At 70.8% G+C, this 16,822-nt stretch carries 15 protein-coding genes; 5 read left to right on the top strand and 10 right to left on the bottom strand.

The genetic code is table 11. From position 1 onward, the window contains the following. The 10 genes from ABGB21_RS29360 to ABGB21_RS29315 form a co-directional block, all read right to left on the bottom strand. On the bottom strand, positions 1 to 393 hold the full coding sequence (locus tag ABGB21_RS29360) for a hypothetical protein (protein ID WP_347656277.1): 393 nt from the start codon (positions 391 to 393) through the stop codon (positions 1 to 3). Further along, positions 390 to 653, bottom strand: coding sequence for a hypothetical protein (locus ABGB21_RS29355; RefSeq protein ID WP_347656278.1), 264 nt, complete (start codon positions 651 to 653; stop codon positions 390 to 392). Before ABGB21_RS29355 ends, ABGB21_RS29360 begins: the two co-directional genes overlap by 4 nt. 78 nt (positions 654 to 731) lie before the next feature. Beyond that, complete coding sequence (prcA, locus tag ABGB21_RS29350) at positions 732 to 1,562, bottom strand: proteasome subunit alpha (protein WP_347656280.1); 831 nt, start codon at positions 1,560 to 1,562, stop codon at positions 732 to 734. Between the two features lie 58 nt (positions 1,563 to 1,620). Further along, on the bottom strand, positions 1,621 to 2,421 hold the full coding sequence (gene prcB / locus ABGB21_RS29345) for a proteasome subunit beta (protein ID WP_347656282.1): 801 nt from the start codon (positions 2,419 to 2,421) through the stop codon (positions 1,621 to 1,623). 341 nt (positions 2,422 to 2,762) lie between these two features. Next, positions 2,763 to 2,978, bottom strand: a complete 216-nt coding sequence (locus ABGB21_RS29340) for a ubiquitin-like protein Pup (RefSeq protein ID WP_347656284.1) — start codon at positions 2,976 to 2,978, stop codon at positions 2,763 to 2,765. Between the two features lie 116 nt (positions 2,979 to 3,094). Continuing rightward, positions 3,095 to 4,612 carry a depupylase/deamidase Dop gene (gene dop, locus ABGB21_RS29335; RefSeq protein WP_347656286.1) on the bottom strand — a complete coding sequence of 506 codons (1,518 nt, stop codon included), beginning with the start codon at positions 4,610 to 4,612 and terminating at the stop codon, positions 3,095 to 3,097. Positions 4,613 to 4,868: 256 nt separating this feature from the next. Continuing rightward, positions 4,869 to 6,650 carry a proteasome ATPase gene (gene arc, locus ABGB21_RS29330; protein WP_347656287.1) on the bottom strand — a complete coding sequence of 594 codons (1,782 nt, stop codon included), beginning with the start codon at positions 6,648 to 6,650 and terminating at the stop codon, positions 4,869 to 4,871. A 226-nt stretch (positions 6,651 to 6,876) separates the two neighbouring features. Further along, entirely contained in the window at positions 6,877 to 7,452 is a 576-nt protein-coding gene (locus ABGB21_RS29325) for a hypothetical protein (RefSeq protein ID WP_347656289.1), read from the bottom strand. Positions 7,453 to 7,533: 81 nt separating this feature from the next. After that, complete coding sequence (locus tag ABGB21_RS29320) at positions 7,534 to 8,481, bottom strand: tRNA (adenine-N1)-methyltransferase (protein ID WP_347656291.1); 948 nt, start codon at positions 8,479 to 8,481, stop codon at positions 7,534 to 7,536. After that, entirely contained in the window at positions 8,478 to 9,587 is a 1,110-nt protein-coding gene (locus ABGB21_RS29315; RefSeq protein ID WP_347656328.1) for a site-2 protease family protein, read from the bottom strand. The genes ABGB21_RS29320 and ABGB21_RS29315 overlap by 4 nt, the downstream gene beginning before the upstream one ends. A gap of 216 nt (positions 9,588 to 9,803) precedes the next feature. Here ABGB21_RS29315 and ABGB21_RS29310 point away from each other — a divergent pair, with 216 nt between their 5' ends. From ABGB21_RS29310 to ABGB21_RS29290, 5 genes are all read left to right on the top strand, one after another. Then, positions 9,804 to 10,862, top strand: coding sequence for a PD-(D/E)XK nuclease family protein (locus ABGB21_RS29310; protein ID WP_347656293.1), 1,059 nt, complete (start codon positions 9,804 to 9,806; stop codon positions 10,860 to 10,862). A gap of 142 nt (positions 10,863 to 11,004) precedes the next feature. After that, positions 11,005 to 12,297: a sensor histidine kinase gene (locus tag ABGB21_RS29305; RefSeq protein ID WP_347680508.1), complete on the top strand. Its 1,293-nt coding sequence runs from the start codon at positions 11,005 to 11,007 to the stop codon at positions 12,295 to 12,297. 6 nt (positions 12,298 to 12,303) lie between these two features. Next, positions 12,304 to 12,990 (top strand): response regulator transcription factor, encoded by a 687-nt coding sequence (locus tag ABGB21_RS29300; RefSeq protein ID WP_347656297.1) that lies wholly within the window; start codon positions 12,304 to 12,306, stop codon positions 12,988 to 12,990. A gap of 476 nt (positions 12,991 to 13,466) precedes the next feature. Further along, on the top strand, positions 13,467 to 14,234 hold the full coding sequence (locus ABGB21_RS29295; RefSeq protein WP_347656299.1) for an ABC transporter ATP-binding protein: 768 nt from the start codon (positions 13,467 to 13,469) through the stop codon (positions 14,232 to 14,234). Beyond that, positions 14,234 to 16,786 (top strand): FtsX-like permease family protein, encoded by a 2,553-nt coding sequence (locus ABGB21_RS29290; RefSeq protein WP_347656301.1) that lies wholly within the window; start codon positions 14,234 to 14,236, stop codon positions 16,784 to 16,786. Before ABGB21_RS29295 ends, ABGB21_RS29290 begins: the two co-directional genes overlap by 1 nt. Positions 16,787 to 16,822 lie beyond the last annotated feature (36 nt).

Below are 16,822 nucleotides of genomic sequence, written 5' to 3'. Positions count from 1 at the left end.
TCAGATCGGGATGATCGGCATCTCGTCCGGGTCGCCGTACAGCTTCGGCTCCCCGGTCAGCACGTACGCCGTCCAGCCGATCGCCTCGATCAGCGCCGAGGCGGCGTCCAGCCGGCCCAGGATCCGGGTCCATTCGGCGAGCACCCGCCAGTCCTCGGTCCCGACCGGGGTGAGGTACGCGCACGGATGCTCGACCAGCAGCAACACGCCCGCCGCCTGTCCCTCCGGTACCAGCCGCGACGCCTCGGCCAGGCAGGCGACCGGGACGGCGAACCGGCCGCCCTCGTCGACCACCTCGGCGATCGTCTCCCCGACGGCGATCGAGGTGGTCGCGTAGGCGAGGATCGCCGAGGTGTCCAGAACCAGTCGAATGTTGTCGACGTTGTCGGTCACGCCGCCGGCTTCCGGCCGACCGCACGGAGCCGGTCCCACCGGGCGTGTGTCATCCGTTCCCGGGCCTCGGTGAGACGCCGTCGGGCCCGCTCCCGGCCTTCGTCGGTGATCGGGAACCCGTGCTCGGCGAGGAGCTGGGCGGTCCGCTCCCGGGCCATCCGGTCCCGGACGGCCTGGGCGACGTAGGCGGACGCGTTCGGTTCCGCCTCGAGCCGGGAGGCCACGTCGTCGGGAAGGCTGACCGTCACACGCCGAGTCATACCGGTGAGGCTACCGGATCACACCCGGGCCCGGACAGGGAACCGGCGCCCGGTGCCGTGGCCCGGGCGCCGTGACACTCACTCGTCCGGGTCGGCGGACGCCTTGTTCTCCAGGTCGGCGGAGGCCGCCGACTCGGTCGGCTTCGCCGGCCCGGGGGCCGGCGCCTTCGGCTCCTCCGCCCCGGCACCGGCGCCGTCGGCCTTGGCAGGCGTCCCGTTGAGCAGGGAGGCCAGCGCCGCCCCGGTGATCCGGCGGAAGGTACGTCCCACCCGCCGTCGGTCCAGGACCGCCACCTCGAGCTGGGACGCGGCGATGGTCCGGGGCGCGCCGCCCTCGCCGCCGACACTGCCCAGCGCCCGGACCGCCAACCGGACCGCGTCGTCGAGCGACATCTCCGGCCGGTGGTCCTCACGTAGCGCGCCGGTGACCGCCTCCGCCTGCCCGCCCATCGCCATCCGGCCGGGTTCGTCGTTCACCGAGCCGTCGTAGGTGATCCGGTACAGTTCGTCGTCGTCCGGCGTGGCACCGACCTCCGCAACGCAGATCTCCACCTCGAACGGCTTCGACTGCTCGGTGAAGATCGCCCCCAACGTCTGGGCGTACGCGTTCGCCAGCGCCCGGCCGGTGACGTCGCGGCGGTCGAAGCTGAGGCCGGTGGCGTCGGCCATCCGCACCCCCGCCCGGCGCAGGTTCTCGAACTCGTTGTAGCGACCGACCGCCGCGAAGGCGATCCGATCGTAGATCTCGCTCACCTTGTGCAGGGCGGTGGAGATGTTCTCCGCCACGAAGAGCACCCCGCCCTCGTAGCTCAGCGTCACCGCGCTCCGGCCCCGGGCGATGCCCTTACGGGCCAGCTCGGAGCGGTCGCGCATGATCTGTTCGGGGGAGGCGTAGAACTGCATGGCCACGGCGGCGGTTCTCCTTACCGGTAACGCTGACGACGGGTTTGGGGCAACAACGGCGGCGTCAGCCGCCCGGGTTCTCCATCCGGGCGGCGACCACCGCTTCGGCGACCGACGCCGCCTCGGCGTCGGAGAGCCGGTTGGTGCCCTCCGCGGTGGCCGTCATCACCACCGGGTAGATCCGGCGGGTGAGATCCGGACCGCCGGTGGCGCTGTCGTCGTCGGCGGCGTCGTAGAGGGACTCGACGGCCACCCGGATCGCCTCCTCGGTGCTCAGACCGGGCCGGTAACGCTTCTTCAGCGCCGCCTTCGCGAACAGCGACCCGGAACCGATCCCGTCGTAGCCGGTCTCCTCGTACGGCCCGCCGGCGACGTCGAAGCTGAAGATCCGACCCGCCTTCGCGGGATCGGAGGTGGCGAGGTCGTAGCCGGCGAAGAGCGGGATCACCGCGAGCCCCTGCATCGCCGCACCGAGGTTGCCACGGATCATCGCCGCGAGACGGTTCGCCTTACCGTCGAGGGAGAGCATCGCCCCCTCGATCTTCTCGTAGTGCTCCAACTCCACCTGGAAGAGTCGCACCATCTCCAGGGCGATGCCGGCGGTGCCGGCGAAGCCGATCAGCGAGTACGCGTCGGCCGGATGCACCTTCCGGATGTCCCGGCTGGAGATCAGGTTGCCCATCGTGCCCCGCCGGTCACCCGCCATCACCACACCCTCGGCGGTGGTCAGCGCGACGATGGTGGTGGCGTGCGGGACCATGTCGGCGGCCGACCCGGGTGGCAGCGGCCGGCGACCAGGCAGCAGGTCGGGCGCCGCCATGCCGAGGAACTGGGTGAACGAGGACGTGCCCACGTTGAGGAACACGTCTGGTAGACGCCCGGTGGGATCAAAAGCCGCCACGTGCTTCCTCTCAGGTATGTCATCGCCTCGCCCGGCTCCGCCACGTCGAACGCGGAACCGGCCGAGGCGAGGCCTTGCGGTTGAAGCAGACTATCGCCCGGGCCTCTCCGGTGCGATGATCTCGGTCCCCGTGTTGCGGGGACCATGGAGCAGCTGGATGTCCGGCACGGCGGGCGGTCGGCCACGTCCCCGGGGCCGGACGGGACGTCGCGAATCCGGCGCGGCGCCGGCCCGCGCCGGACCCGCCGACGGCGTCACCGCCGACCGGACGGGAAGCACCACGCCCGGACCGGTACCGCACCGGGCTACTGTCCACCCTTCTGGACGTAGCCCCGGACGAACTCCTCCGCGTTCTCCTCCAGCACCGAGTCGATTTCGTCCAACAGGTCGTCGACGTCCTCGGTGATCTCGGCGTGCCGCTCGGCGACCTCCGGGTTCACCTCGGCCGAAACCTCGTCGACCTCCTCGTCCCGACGGGACTTGCCCGACTGCGACTGACCGCCGGTGTCACGGGTAGCCATCTGGTGCCTCCTCCACGATCGCCTGCGAGAAACTTACCTCGGATCGACGACGAAACCCGGCCGTCGCGGCCCACCGTACGGCCAGAATTCGATCTTCCGGCCGGACGGTGCACAGGCTAGCCGCCGGTGATGGTCTCCAGCAGGTCCTTCGCGCTCGCGCAGCGGTCGAACAACGCGCCCACGTGCTTGCGGGTGCCCCGCTCGGGCTCCATCATCGGCACCCGGACCAGCGACTCCCGGCCGACGTCGAAGATGACCGAGTCCCAGCTCGCCGCGACCACCTCCGAGGCGTACTGGGCGAGGCACCGGCCCCGGAAGTAGGCGCGGGTGTCCTCCGGCGGCTCCGTCATCGCCGACCGGGTCAGCTCCTCGGGCAGCAGGGTGGCCATCGCGCCCCGGCTCACCAGCCGGTGGTAGAGGCCCTTCTCCGGCCGTACGTCGGAGTACTGCAGGTCGACCAGCTGCAGCTTGTGCGACGCCCAGCCGAGCTTCTCCCGCTCCCGGTAGCCCTCCAGCAGCCGCAGCTTGGCCACCCAGTCGAGTTCGCCGGCGCAGAGCATCACGTCGCGGCCGAGTCGGTCCAGCACGCTCTCCCAGCGGTCGAGCACGTCCGTGGTGTCCGGGTCGACGTCGTCGCCGTACCGCTGCTCCACAAAGGAGCGGGCCCGTTCGAGGTACGCCCACTGCAGGTCCAGGGCGGTCAGCCGGCGCCCGTCCCGCAGCCGGATCCGGTGGGTCAGCGACGGGTCGTGGCTGACCGCCTTCAGCTCGCCCACCGGGTCCGCGATGGACAGGTCCGGGCTGAGCGCCTTCTCCTCGATCATGGTGAGGACCAGGGCGGTGGTGCCGACCTTCAGGTAGGTGGAGATCTCCGACAGGTTCGCGTCACCGATGATCACGTGCAGTCGGCGGTACTTGTCGGCGTCCGCGTGCGGCTCGTCCCGGGTGTTGATGATCGGCCGCTTCAGCGTCGTCTCCAGACCGACCTCGACCTCGAAGAAGTCGGCCCGCTGGGAGATCTGGAAACCGGTCTGCGAGCCATCCTGACCGATGCCGACCCGCCCGGCCCCGCAGACGATCTGCCGGGTCACGAAGAACGGGGTCAGGTAGGTCACGATGTCGGCGAACGGCGTCTGCCGGCGCATCAGGTAGTTCTCGTGCGCGCCGTAGCTGGCGCCCTTGTTGTCGGTGTTGTTCTTGTAGAGGTGGATCGGATGGGTACCGGGGATGGTCGCCGCCCGCCGGGACGCCTCCGCCATTACCCGCTCCCCCGCCTTGTCCCAGCGGACCAGGTCCATCGGGTTGGTCACCTCGGGAGTCGAGTACTCCGGGTGGGCGTGGTCGACGTAGAGCCGCGCGCCGTTGGTGAGGATGACGTTGGCCAGGCCCAGGTCCTCGTCGGCCAACGCCTCGGCCGGGTCGTACGCCGCACCGGAGTAGGTGAAACCACGGGCGTCGCGCAGCGGCGACTCCTCCTCGTAGTCCCACCGCGCCCGACCGCCCCGGGCCAGCTCGGGCCGGGCGCCGTACGCGTTGACCACCTGGGACGACGTCACCATCGGGTTGGCGCCGGCCTGGCCGGGTACGGAGATGCCGTACTCGACCTCGGTGCCCATGATCCGCCGAACGCTCATGCCGCCGCCTCGCTTCGCTCACCGACGCCATGAGGCTCCACCACACTGAGCCCGATGATTCGCTCGCCACGCTCGCTCATGCCGCCGCCTCGCTTCGCTCGCCCATGGCGTCGAGCGTAGTCCGCCCCGCCGCCGGAATTCTCGCCCGGCGTGTCGACACGACCACGGTACGCCCCCGCCCGGGTCACCACTGGCAAGACGGAGCCGGACAGCAGCGGGGGCGCCGCCACCGCGGCGCCCACGATGCCGGTCCGGTTTACAGGTACTGGCCGGTGTTGCTCGCCGTCTCGATGGAACGGCCGGCCTCCGCGCCCTTGCCGCCGGAGACGAGGGTACGGATGTAGACGATCCGCTCCCCCTTCTTGCCGGAGATCCGGGCCCAGTCGTCCGGGTTGGTGGTGTTCGGCAGGTCCTCGTTCTCCCGGAACTCGTCGACGCAGGCGTCGAGCAGGTGCTGCAGCCGCAGTCCCTTGCGTCCGGAGGAGAGGAACTCCTTGATCGCCATCTTCTTGCCCCGGTCGACGATGTTCTGGATCATCGCGCCGGAGTTGAAGTCCTTGAAGTACAGGACCTCCTTGTCACCGTTGGCGTAGGTGACCTCGAGGAACCGGTTCTCCTCGGTCTCCGAGTACATCCGCAGCACCACGGCCTCGATCATCGCGGCCACCGTCGCCGCCGGATCGTTGCCGTGCTCGGCCAGGTCGTCGGGGTGCAGCGGCAGACCGGTGAGGATGTACTTCGAGAAGATGTCCTTGGCCGCCTCGGCGTCCGGACGCTCGATCTTGATTTTCACGTCGAGCCGGCCAGGACGCAGGATCGCCGGGTCGATCATGTCTTCCCGGTTGGACGCCCCGATCACGATGACGTTCTCCAGGCCCTCCACGCCGTCGATCTCGCTGAGCAGCTGGGGAACGATGGTGTTCTCCACGTCGGACGAGACCCCGGAACCCCGGGTCCGGAAGACCGAGTCCATCTCGTCGAAGAACACGATGACCGGGGTACCCTCGCCGGCCTTCTCCCGGGCCCGCTGGAAGATGAGCCGGATGTGCCGCTCGGTCTCGCCGACGTACTTGTTCAGCAGCTCGGGGCCCTTGATGTTGAGGAAGAAGCTGGTGTGCTTCTCCTCGCCCCGCCGCTCGGCGATCTTCTTGGCCAGCGAGTTCGCCACCGCCTTGGCGATGAGCGTCTTGCCGCAGCCCGGCGGACCGTAGAGCAGGATGCCCTTCGGCGGCCGGAGCTGGTGCTCCCGGAACAGGTCCGCGTGCAGGAACGGCAGCTCGACGGCGTCCCGGATCTGCTCGATCTGGGGCTGCAGACCACCGATGTCGCTGTAGTCGACGTCCGGTACCTCTTCGAGGACCAGCTCCTCGACCTCGCTCTTCGGGATCCGCTCGTAGGCGTACGCGGAGCGGGGCTCGATCATGAGCGAGTCACCGGCCCGCAACGCCGAGCCGATCAGGGTCTCCGCGAGGTGGACGATCCGCTCCTCGTCGGCGTGTGAGATCACCAGGGCCCGGTCGCCCGCACCACCGGAGGGGTTCTCCAACACCTCCTTGAGCATGACGACCTCGCCGACCCGCTCGAAGCCGAACGCGTCGACGATGTTCAGCGCGTCGTTGAGCAGGACCTCCTGCCCACGCTGGAGCTCCGCCGCGTCGAGCGACGGCGAGACGGCCACCCGTAGCTTGCGGCCACCGGTGAAGACGTCCACCGTCCCGTCGTCGTGTCGGGCCAGGAAGACACCATAACCGCTGGGTGGCTGCGCCAGCCGGTCAATCTCCTCCTTGAGCGTGACGATCTGGGCGCGTGCCTCCTTGAGGGTGTTCACGAGCCGCTCGTTGTTCTCGGTGAGCCGAGCCAGTTGGGCCTGTGTCGCCGCCAGCCGTTCCTCAAGCTGCCGGACGTGTCGAGGGCTTTCGGTCAACTTGCGCCGCACCAGAGCGAGTTCCTCTTGAAGAAACGCGACCTGGGTGGAGAGATCGTGGGCCTCCTTCTCCCACCGTGCGGCGCGCGAGTCCGCGTCGTCGCTGCGTGCCACGTCCCACCTCCCCGGGGGCTTGAACGTTCTGACCTAACACTAACCGCTGTGACGCTGATTCGGTTCCACGCAACACCCTCGTCGCCGAACCTTGATCACTCGATCACGGTGAACATGATCATTATGGCGGTCCCGGTCGACCCGGCGGAGCCGGTTTCGGGCAGGTCGCACCGGATGGGGTGGACAACGGGTCCACCCGGCCCCGCGGCGGGGTACGGTCAGCCGGTCAGAGCATCGGTCGGCCGACGACCGAGGCGACCAGGCGGGCGAACTCCTCCAGCCGGGCGATCTGCCCCGCCCCGCCGTCGTCGAGCGTCTTGCCGAACCGCAGGGCGTCGTGCCGGGGCGGCGCGTGCGCCTCGTCGCCGGGCACACCCTCGTCGAGCGAGCTGAGCAGCAGGTAGACGTCGATGCTGTCCACCCGGATTTGGCCGTCCGGGCTACGACTCAACCGACGCCGGCAACCCACCTCGCTGACCGTCGACACCGGCACCACCCGCAGCGACGAGGTCATCGAACCGGCGGGCCCGTCGTCCGGCGGCACGTCCTCGCCGTGCCACAGGATGAGTCGGCTGCCGTCGCAGATCGCGACCTCCTGCCAGACCCCGTTCACCTCGTTGACGAACCGCTCCAGGGTGAACCCGAGCACCGAGGCGCCGCGGAGCACCCCGCTGAGCGCCTCCATCGCCACGTCCGGATCCCGCAGATAGGCCCGGGCGGCGGACTCCAGGTCCTGGTACGGCGACCAGTCCGGAAAGACGGCGGGCAGCTCACCACCGCCACCGAACGCCGGCCGACTCATGCCGTCTCCCCACTGGGCCCGGCGGCGTGACGAGCCACCATCCGCAGCTGGCTGATCCGCTCGCTCATGCCACCTCCCCGCTCACTCGGCAGCGCCGCCCGGCGCCGTCTCACTCGCCTGCCGTGCCTGCTGCCGGCGCAGCGCGTACGCCTCGGCGCCCTTGCTCGGCTTCCGCCGCCGCGGCGGCGCGGTGACGCCCGGCGCCAGGCGCCGACTGGAGACCAGGAACGCGGTGTGGGCGATCATGCGGTGGTCCGGCCGTACCGCGAGGCCGTCCGCGTGCCAGTCCCGTACCAGCGACTCCCACGCCCGCGGCTCGGTGAACCCGCCCCGCTCCCGCAACGCCTCGACCAGTTCGGAGAGCTGGGGTGTGGTCGCGACGTAGCCGACGAAGACACCGCCGGGCAGCAGTGCCCGCTCGACCAGATCCAGCGCTTCCCACGGGGTGAGCAGGTCAAGGATGATCCGGTCGAAACCGGACTCCTGGCAGTCGGCCACGTCCCCCACGTGCAGGGTCCACGCCGGATGCGGTCCACCGAAAAATGATTCCACATTCCGGCGCGCGATCTCGGCGAAATCCTCACGAAGCTCGTAGGAGTGCAGTTCTCCGTCCGGTCCGACCGCCCGGAGCAGCGAACAGGTCAACGCACCCGAACCGACACCGGCCTCCAGCACCTTGGCGCCGGGGAAGATGTCCCCCATCGCGACGATCTGGGCAGAGTCCTTGGGATAGATCACCTGGGCGCCGCGCGGCATCGACAGGACGTAGTCGGCGAGCAGCGGTCGCAACGCGAGATACGCCGTCCCCCCGGTCGAGGTGACCACACTGCCGTCGGGCAGCCCGATCAGCGCGTCGTGCTCCAGCGCCCCGCGATGGGTGTGGAACGACCGGCCGGGTTCCAGCGTGATGGTGTGCATCCGCCCCTTCGGATCGGTGAGCTGCACCCGGTCCCCGGGCAGGAACGGGCCGCGACGGGCCGGCGTCGGGGTGGGTCGGACAGCGGAAACGGCGGTGGGCTGTGCGGTCACTGAGTCATCTTTCGGTTCGGCTCGAGAAGCTGCGCCAGGTCGGCGACGTGCAGTACGCCGACCACATCTTCGCCTGACGTCACGAGGTACTGCGCGCCCGGGTGGCTCTGCACGGCGTGCACCACCTCCTCGCCGACGAGCCGGACGGACAGGGTGGGCACCCGGTCCAGGCCGCGGGCCACGGTGTCCACGGCCACCCAGGGACGGCGTTCCACCGGCACCGCGGCCGCGGTCGCCCGGTCCACCACCGCCACCAGCCGGCCGGACGAGTCGACGACGCCGAGGGCCGGTTCGGGCGCTCCGGCGGCCGCACCGCGACGTTGCGCCTCGGCCAGCGGTGTGCCGGTCGGCACCCGGAACACCGGACGGGCCAGCCGGGCCAGGTCGATGAGCGGGAAACGCCGACTGATCCGGGCCGCCCGGATCGCCTGACCCGCCCCCTGCCACAGGGTGACCGCCACCACCAGGACCAGCGCCAGGCCCAGCACCGGACCGACCCCCTGGGCCGGCAGGACGTCCACCCAGGTCAGCAGGAGGACCAACGCGACGGTGCCGACCGCGACCAGCCGACCCGACCAGCCGGCGACCTCGGTCGCCAGGTGCTGGTCCCGGGTGGCGGCCCAGACCCCGGCCCGCAGCGCCCGCCCACCGTCCAGCGGCAGTCCGGGCAGGCTGTTGAAGAGCGCCACCAGCAGGTTGCTCGCCGCCAGTTGGAACGCGAACTGGTGGACCAGTGTCCCGTCCGGCAGGGCGAGCGTCAGCCCCGTCGCCGCCAGCCCGATGACCAGCGAGACGGCCGGTCCGGCGAGCGAGACCAGCAGGTCCACCCGGGGAGTCGGCGCGTCCCGGTCCATCTCGGTGTAGCCGCCGAGCAGCTCCAGCGTGATGCCCCGGACCCCGATCCCGTACCGGCGCGCGGTCAGCGCGTGGCCCAGTTCGTGCAGCAGCACCGAGCCGAGCAGCAGGATCACAAAACCGGCGCCGAACAGGTAGCCGGCGGGTCGGGACAGGTCGAGCTGCCGCTGGACGACGCCGCCGTACATCAGGGTGATCACGGCGGCGAGTAGCAGCATGGAGGCGTTGACCTGGACGGGGACGCCGAACACCCGGCCGACGACGAGGGCGTTCCGCCGGTTGGTGCGGGTACGTCGCGGTCGCGAGGGTTCCTCCATCGGTTCGATGCTACGGAACGCCCCGACCGGACCACCCGTCGGTTCGGTCTGCCCGCACGCGACCGATCGGGGTGCTACCGAGGACCGGACGGCAGCACCGGCGGGTAGGTGGGCCGGGTTCCGTCGTACCCGTGGCATAACCTTCCGGACATGACGGCAGAGACGGTGGCAACACAGGCCGTGACAACACAGGCGGCGACAACACCGGCGGTGGAAACGGGACCGGCTACGGACCCGGGGGCCGCCCGGGCGGTCACCGCCTCGCTCTCCCCGTCCCGGGCCGCCGACTTCAAGACCTGCCCGCTGCTCTACCGGTTCCGCAGCATCGACCGGCTGCCCGAGCGCCCCAGCGCCGAGCAGGTCCGCGGCACGCTCGTCCACGCGGTGCTGGAGCGGCTCTTCGACCTGCCCGCCGACCAGCGGACCCCGACCGCGGCGGCGGACCTGGTGGCGCCGGAGTGGGACCGGTTGGTGGCCGAGCAGGCGGAGCTGGCCGAGTTGTTCCCCGCCGGCGACCTCGCCGGGCCGGACGAGTTCCTCGCCTCGGCCCGCGAGCTGCTGAACGGCTACTTCAGCGTGGAGGACCCGCGCCGGCTGGAACCGGCCGAGCGGGAGAGTCTGGTCTCGGCGGTGGTCGACGACCAGTTGCTGATCCGCGGCTACATCGACCGGTTGGACGTCTCGCCGGACGGTGCGCTGCGGGTGGTCGACTACAAGACCGGCGGGGCACCCCGCGAGGCCTTCGAGGCCCGGGCGTTGTTCCAGCTCAAGTTCTACGCGCTGGTGCTGTGGCGGACCCGTGGGGTGGTGCCGACGGTGCTGCGGCTGCTCTACCTCAAGGACGCCGAGATCTGCGACTACCGCCCCGACGCCGACGAACTCGTCCGGTTCGAGCGGACCGTCCTGGCCCTGTGGCGGGCGATCGAACAGGCCACCGAGGCCCGCGACTTCCGCCCCAAGCCGAGCCGGCTCTGCGACTGGTGCAGCCACCAGGCACACTGTCCGACCTTCGGCGGCACTCCCCCACCGTTCCCGGAACCGGCGGACGCCCCACCGTCGACCGTCGCGCCGCCGGCCCGGGTCAGCCGGAGGACGGCCGGCGGCCCCGCCGGCGTGCCGACGCAGCCGGTACGGACCGAGCCGGCCGCAACGCCACCGCCGCGGTCCGCGACAGCGAAAACGACGCCGGCCGATCCCGGGCCGGGCTGACCGGGTCGGAGGAGGTCCGCCAGCGGCCACCGGGCCGGTGGGGATCCGGGGCACAGGAGGAGAGGTTCTCCTCCTGAAGAAGGAGGTCAGCTTCGCCGTCGCCGATGAGCTATGCGCTGAAACAGCGGATAGCGTCGCCAGCATGACCCGCCGCGACCTCCCGGATGCCCCGGTCCCCGGACCCGGCCCGGGATGGCGCCGCCACCTTCCCGGGCGGTTCGTCGTCCGGCACGGTCGGGCGCTCGCCCAGGACACGCTGCTGGTCCTGACCGCCGTTCTGGTCGAACTGGTGTTCCTGGTCATCGACCCCGCCGAGATCATCGCCGGATATCCGGAGGCTTCCACGGTGGGCCGTGGTGCGACCGCGGTCTGGGGAGTCGCCTGCCTCGCCCCGATCCTGTTGCGGCAGGCCGCCACCTGGACCGCGGTGCTGGTGGCGACCCCGATTCTGCTCGCCACCGAGCTTTCCGGTGCCCGGCCGGTGAGCGTCGCGGTGACCGTGATCGCGCTGAGCTACACCGCCGCGTCCCGCTTCCCGCTCCGGCAGGCGGCGTTGGCCAACGCGGTCCTCTGGGCTCCCGGCGTGTTCGTCGCACTGGCCAGACCGGCCTCGGACAACCGACTTGAACTCTCCGCCGGATACCTGCTCTTCACCCAGCTGATGTTCGTCCTGGTCTGCTTCTTCATCGGACGTACCGTGCACGCCCGCCGCGCCTCGCTCGGCGCTCTGGAGGAGCGGGCCCGGGTGGCCGAGGAGAACCAGCGGGCCCTGGCCGACCAGGCGGTCGCCGACGAACGACGACGGATAGCCCGGGAACTGCACGACGTGGTGGCCCACCACGTCAGCGTGATGGGCGTGCTGGCCACCGGCGCCCGACGGGTGCTGTCCCGGGACCCGACCGCCACCGACGGCGCGCTGGGCACCATCGAGGAGACCAGCCGGACCACCCTGCGGGAGCTGCGCCGGCTGCTCGACGTGCTGCGCACGGACGCCGAACCGGCCGCCGACCTCGCCCCGCAGCCGGGGCTCGCCGGCATCGAGGCCCTGGTGGAACAGGTCCGGGAGGCGGGCCTGCCGGTGACACTGCGGGTGGACGGCACGCCCGGACCACTCGATCCGGGGGTGGCGTTGACCATCTACCGGATCGTGCAGGAGGCGCTCACCAACACCCTGAAGCACGCCGGCACGGCCACCGCCCAGGTCCGACTGAGTTTCGGGGTGTACTGGCTGATCGTCGAGGTTTCCGACACCGGGCGCGGGCCGACGCCGGAGCAGAGCCGGGTCGGACACGGCCTGGTCGGGATGCGGGAACGGGTGGCGCTCTACGGTGGGACCCTGCGTACCGGGCCACGCCCCGGTGGCGGTTACCGGGTGTACGCCAAGATGCCGATGGAGCACCTGGGTGCGCCGATCAGCGAACGAAGCGGAAGGTAGGGCGGCATGACGGACGGACAGGCCCCGGAGCGACCGGTGCGGGTCCTGCTCGCGGACGACCAGCCGCTGCTGCGGACTGGGTTCCGGATGGTGCTCGGCGCGGAGGAGGACCTGGACATCGTCGGCGAGGCCGGGGACGGGCTGGAGGCGGTCGACCTCTCCCGCCGGCTGCTGCCCGACGTGGTGCTGATGGACATCAGGATGCCCCGGATGGACGGGGTCGCCGCCACCCGGGCGATCGTCGACGCCCGGCTGCCGGTCCGGGTGCTGATCCTGACCACCTTCGACCTCGACGAGTACGTCGTCGGCGCGTTGCGGGCCGGCGCGAGCGGCTTCCTCGCCAAGGACGTACCGGCCGAGGACCTGGTGACCGCGATCCGGACCGTCGCCGCCGGTGAGGCCGTCGTCGCGCCCCGGATCCTCAAGCGGCTGCTGGACCGGTTCGCCGAGACGCTGCCCGATCCGGCCGCCGCGCCACCGAAGGAGATCGGGGTGCTCACCGAACGGGAGCGGGAGGTGCTCGTCCAGGTCGCCCGGGGGCTGTCCAACGCGGAGATCGCCCGGGCCCTGTCGGTGAGCGAGACGACGATCAAGACCCACGTCGGTCACGTGCTCACCAAACTCGGCCTGCGGGACCGGGTGCAGGCGGTGGTGCTGGCGTACGAGACCGGTCTGGTCCGTCCGGGCGCCTGACCCGTCGGCGGGTCCTGCGGCGTACGCCCGCAGGACGAGAGGACGTACGCCGGGTCGGGCATCCCTCCTACCGGTGGAGGAGTACCGACGGGGCGGGAGTCGGATCCGGAAACCGTTCCGTCGTACGACGACCGGACGGGACACCTCGTTTACCGTCAGAAGAGAACGACGGAATCCTGCCAGTCGGAACAACGACATACCGGCGGTCATTCGGGACCGACGGAAAACCATGGGCACGGAGCCGAAGCGGCTGCGGACAATCGCAGAAGAATGGATAATCGGGCGGAAACGCCCGCCGACCGAACGATAGCAGTCAGGGACAACCCTGATTTCTCATCGGGGCCGACCCGCACCGGGAAATCCGCTCCGGCTCCGCCCTCGGGCGGACGCCGCAACCGCCTTCGACACCGACGATGGATGCTGCGGCGGTTCGCCACGGCCCGACCGGGCAGGACTATCTATCAGGGGGAGATGACGTGACGGCGACGGTGACCCGAGGTTCCGCGACAGCGGCCCGGGCGGACGACGTATGGAAGGTGTACGGCACCGGCGAGGCCCAGGTGTCGGCGCTGCGGGGGGTGAGCGTCGAATTCGAGCGGGCCCGGTTCACCGCCATCATGGGACCGTCCGGTTCCGGGAAGTCCACCCTCATGCACTGCCTCGCCGGACTCGATTCGGTCACCCGGGGCACCATCCACATCGGCGACACCCGGGTGACGGGGCTCGGTGACGCGGGCCTCACCAAACTCCGCCGCGACAAGGTCGGATTCATATTCCAGCAGTTCAACCTCCTGCCGACGCTGACCGCGCAGGAGAACATTCTGCTGCCCCTTTCCATCGCCGGCCGCAAACCCGATCCCGAGTGGCTGTCCACCGTCATCGACACGGTCGGCCTGCGGGACCGGCTCCACCACCGGCCGGCGCAGCTCTCCGGCGGCCAGCAGCAGCGGGTCGCCTGCGCCCGGGCCCTCGCCTCCCGCCCCGAGGTCATCTTCGCCGACGAGCCGACCGGCAACCTCGACTCCCGGTCCGGGGCCGAGGTACTCAACTTCCTGCGCCGCTCCGTCGCCGAACACCAGCAGACCATCGTGATGGTCACCCACGACCCGGTCGCCGCCTCGTACGCCGACCGGGTGGTCTTCCTCGCCGACGGTCAGATCGTCTCCGAACTGGTCGAGCCGACCCCGGACACCGTGCTGGACACCATGAAGAAGCTGGACGGGCTCACCGAGGCGGGTCAGTGATGCTGCGCGCCACCCTGAAGAGCCTGCTCGCCCGCAAGCTCCGGCTGGTCCTCTCCGGGCTCGCGGTTGTCCTCGGCGTCATGTTCGTCTCCGGCGCGTTTGTCCTCACCGACACGCTGAGCCGGTCCTTCGACGGCCTGTTCAGCGACGCCTACGCCGCGACCGACGTCGGGGTCAGCGCCAAACCGAAGATCAACATGGGTGAGATGCAGGGGGAACAGGTCGCCGCTCCCTTTCCGGCCGCCACCCTCGACCAGGTCCGGGCCGTCCCCGGCGTCGCCGCGGCCACCGGCACGGTCGGCGCCGACGGCGCCCTGATGATCGGCGACAACGGCAAGGCCCTCACCTCCTTCGGGCCGCCGCAGTTGGGCGGCAACTGGACCGGGGAGAACAAACTGGTCGAGTTGCGGACCGGACGCGGCCCGACCGCGGACACCGAGGTGGCGGTCAACCAGACGGTGGCCACGGCGGCGAAACTCTCGGTCGGCGACCGGGTCGCCGTACTGACCCCGTTCAAGGAGAAGCAGGAGTTCACCCTCGTCGGCATCTTCGGCTACAGCGGCGGCCGGGAAAGCCTCGGCGGCGTCCAGGAGGTGACCTTCACCGAACGGGTGGCGCAGGAGTCGATGCTCGGTCAGACCGGCGTCTACACCGAGATCACCGTGACGGCGGCCGACGGGGTCGACCCGGCGGCGCTGCGGGACCGGGTCTCGGCCGCCCTCGGCGACGGCTACGTGGTGAAGACCGGCGAACAGCTCTCCGACGACGCGGCGGCCGGCTTCGACGAGGCGCTCGGCTTCTTCAACAACATCCTGCTGGGCTTCGCCGGTGTGGCGCTCTTCGTCGGCATCTTCCTGATCCTGAACACCTTCTCGATCATCGTCGCCCAGCGCACCCGGGAACTGGCGCTGCTGCGCGCCATCGGTGCCGGCCGGCGTCAGGTGATCGGTTCGGTACTGACCGAGGCCACCGTCATCGGCCTGCTCGCCTCGGTCCTCGGCCTGCTCGCCGGCATCGGCGTCGGCGCCCTGCTGGCGTACGTCTTCGGACAGGTCGCCGGCGGCCTCGAACTGGCCGGGATCGGCGTACCGCCCAGCGCGGTGATCAGCTCCTTCGTGGTCGGTCTGCTGGTCACCCTCGTCGCGGCGGTGCTGCCGGCGCTGCGGGCCGCCCGGATCCCGCCGGTGGCCGCGATGCAGGACGTGGCGACCCCGGACCGGCCGCTGACCCGGATCACCGTTTCCGGCGCGGTGGTCTCCGCGCTCGGCGGTACCCTGCTGCTGCTCGGTCTGACCGGCAACGCCGGCGACGGCACACTCTGGACCGTGCTCGGCGGGGTGCTGCTCTCCTTCGTCGGGGTCGCCCTGCTGACCCCGCTGATCAGCCGCCCGGTGGTCTCCGTCCTCGGCCGGCTCTTCGCCTGGTCGGTGCCGGGCAAGCTCGGCCGGCTGAACTCGGGCCGCAACCCGCGCCGGACCGCGATCACCGCCGCCGCCCTGATGGTCGGCATCGCCCTGGTCACCGGGGTGACGGTGATCCTGGACTCGGCCAAGAGCAGCATCACCGCCCTGGCCGAGGACACCATCCAGGCCGAACTGGTGATCTCCGGCCGGCAGACCGGTCCCCGGCCGCCGAGCTTCGACGCGGCGGTGCTGGACCGGGCCGCCGAGGTACCCGGGGTGGCGTTGGTCGCCGGCACGTACCTGGACCAGGCACAGGTCGGCCAGGACCGTACCTGGGTCAGCGCGACCAACAACGTCGCCGCGCTGCGGGAAATCTTCCGGGTCAGCCCGACCGCCGGCAGCATCGACACCCTCGGTCCGCAGCAGCTGCTGGTCGACTCCGGTACGGCCGCGGAGCGGGGCCTGTCGGTTGGTGCCACGGTCCCGGTCCAGTTGTCCCGGGGCGAGGCGCGGACGTACACGGTGACCGGGATCTACGCCGAGTCCGACCTGTTCAGCGGGTTCCTGTTGCCGGCCTCGGCCGCGGTTGACTTCGGGGTGCCGAAGCCCACCCAGGCGTACCTGAAGCTCGACCCGGGCGCCTCGGTGGACCAGGTGATGCCGCAGGTCGAGGCGCTGCTCGCGGACAGCCCCACGGTGTCGGTCGCCGACCGGGCCGGGTTCATCGAGCAGCAGACCGGCCAGTTCGACCAACTGCTCGCGATGATCCGGATCCTGCTCGCGTTGGCGATCGTGATCGCCGTCCTCGGGATCGTCAACACGCTGGCGCTGTCGGTGCTGGAGCGGACCCGCGAGCTGGGGCTGCTCCGGGCGATCGGTCTGCGCCGGGCACAGACCATGCGGATGATCACTGTCGAGGCGGTGGTGATCTCGGTCTTCGGCGCCCTGCTCGGGGTGGCCGTCGGCACCGGTCTCGGCGCGGCGGTGGTCCGGGCCCTGCGCGAGGACGGCATCACCGACCTGGTCCTGCCGTGGGCCCAGATGGGGATCGTCCTCGGCCTGGCTGCCGTGGTCGGAGTGCTCGCGGCGGTGTTGCCGGCGATCCGCGCCGCGCGGCTGAACGTTCTCGGTGCGATCGCGCACGAATAGCCCGCCCATGGCTTGGGGGTAGCCACGGGTTGGTGC

Source organism: Plantactinospora sp. B24E8 (assembly GCF_039871735.1).
Lineage (GTDB): Bacteria > Actinomycetota > Actinomycetes > Mycobacteriales > Micromonosporaceae > Plantactinospora.
This window is presented reverse-complemented; position numbering and strand designations above follow the sequence as displayed.

Coding starts and splice junctions, on each gene's coding strand:
- ABGB21_RS29305 (WP_347680508.1), top strand. CDS start 11,005: ATGACCCGCCGCGACCTCCCGGATGCCCCGGTCCCCGGACCCGGCCCG.
- ABGB21_RS29310 (WP_347656293.1), top strand. CDS start 9,804: ATGACGGCAGAGACGGTGGCAACACAGGCCGTGACAACACAGGCGGCG.
- ABGB21_RS29355 (WP_347656278.1), bottom strand. CDS start 653: ATGACTCGGCGTGTGACGGTCAGCCTTCCCGACGACGTGGCCTCCCGG.
- ABGB21_RS29340 (WP_347656284.1), bottom strand. CDS start 2,978: ATGGCTACCCGTGACACCGGCGGTCAGTCGCAGTCGGGCAAGTCCCGT.
- ABGB21_RS29300 (WP_347656297.1), top strand. CDS start 12,304: ATGACGGACGGACAGGCCCCGGAGCGACCGGTGCGGGTCCTGCTCGCG.
- ABGB21_RS29290 (WP_347656301.1), top strand. CDS start 14,234: ATGCTGCGCGCCACCCTGAAGAGCCTGCTCGCCCGCAAGCTCCGGCTG.
- dop (WP_347656286.1), bottom strand. CDS start 4,612: ATGAGCGTTCGGCGGATCATGGGCACCGAGGTCGAGTACGGCATCTCC.
- ABGB21_RS29325 (WP_347656289.1), bottom strand. CDS start 7,452: ATGAGTCGGCCGGCGTTCGGTGGCGGTGGTGAGCTGCCCGCCGTCTTT.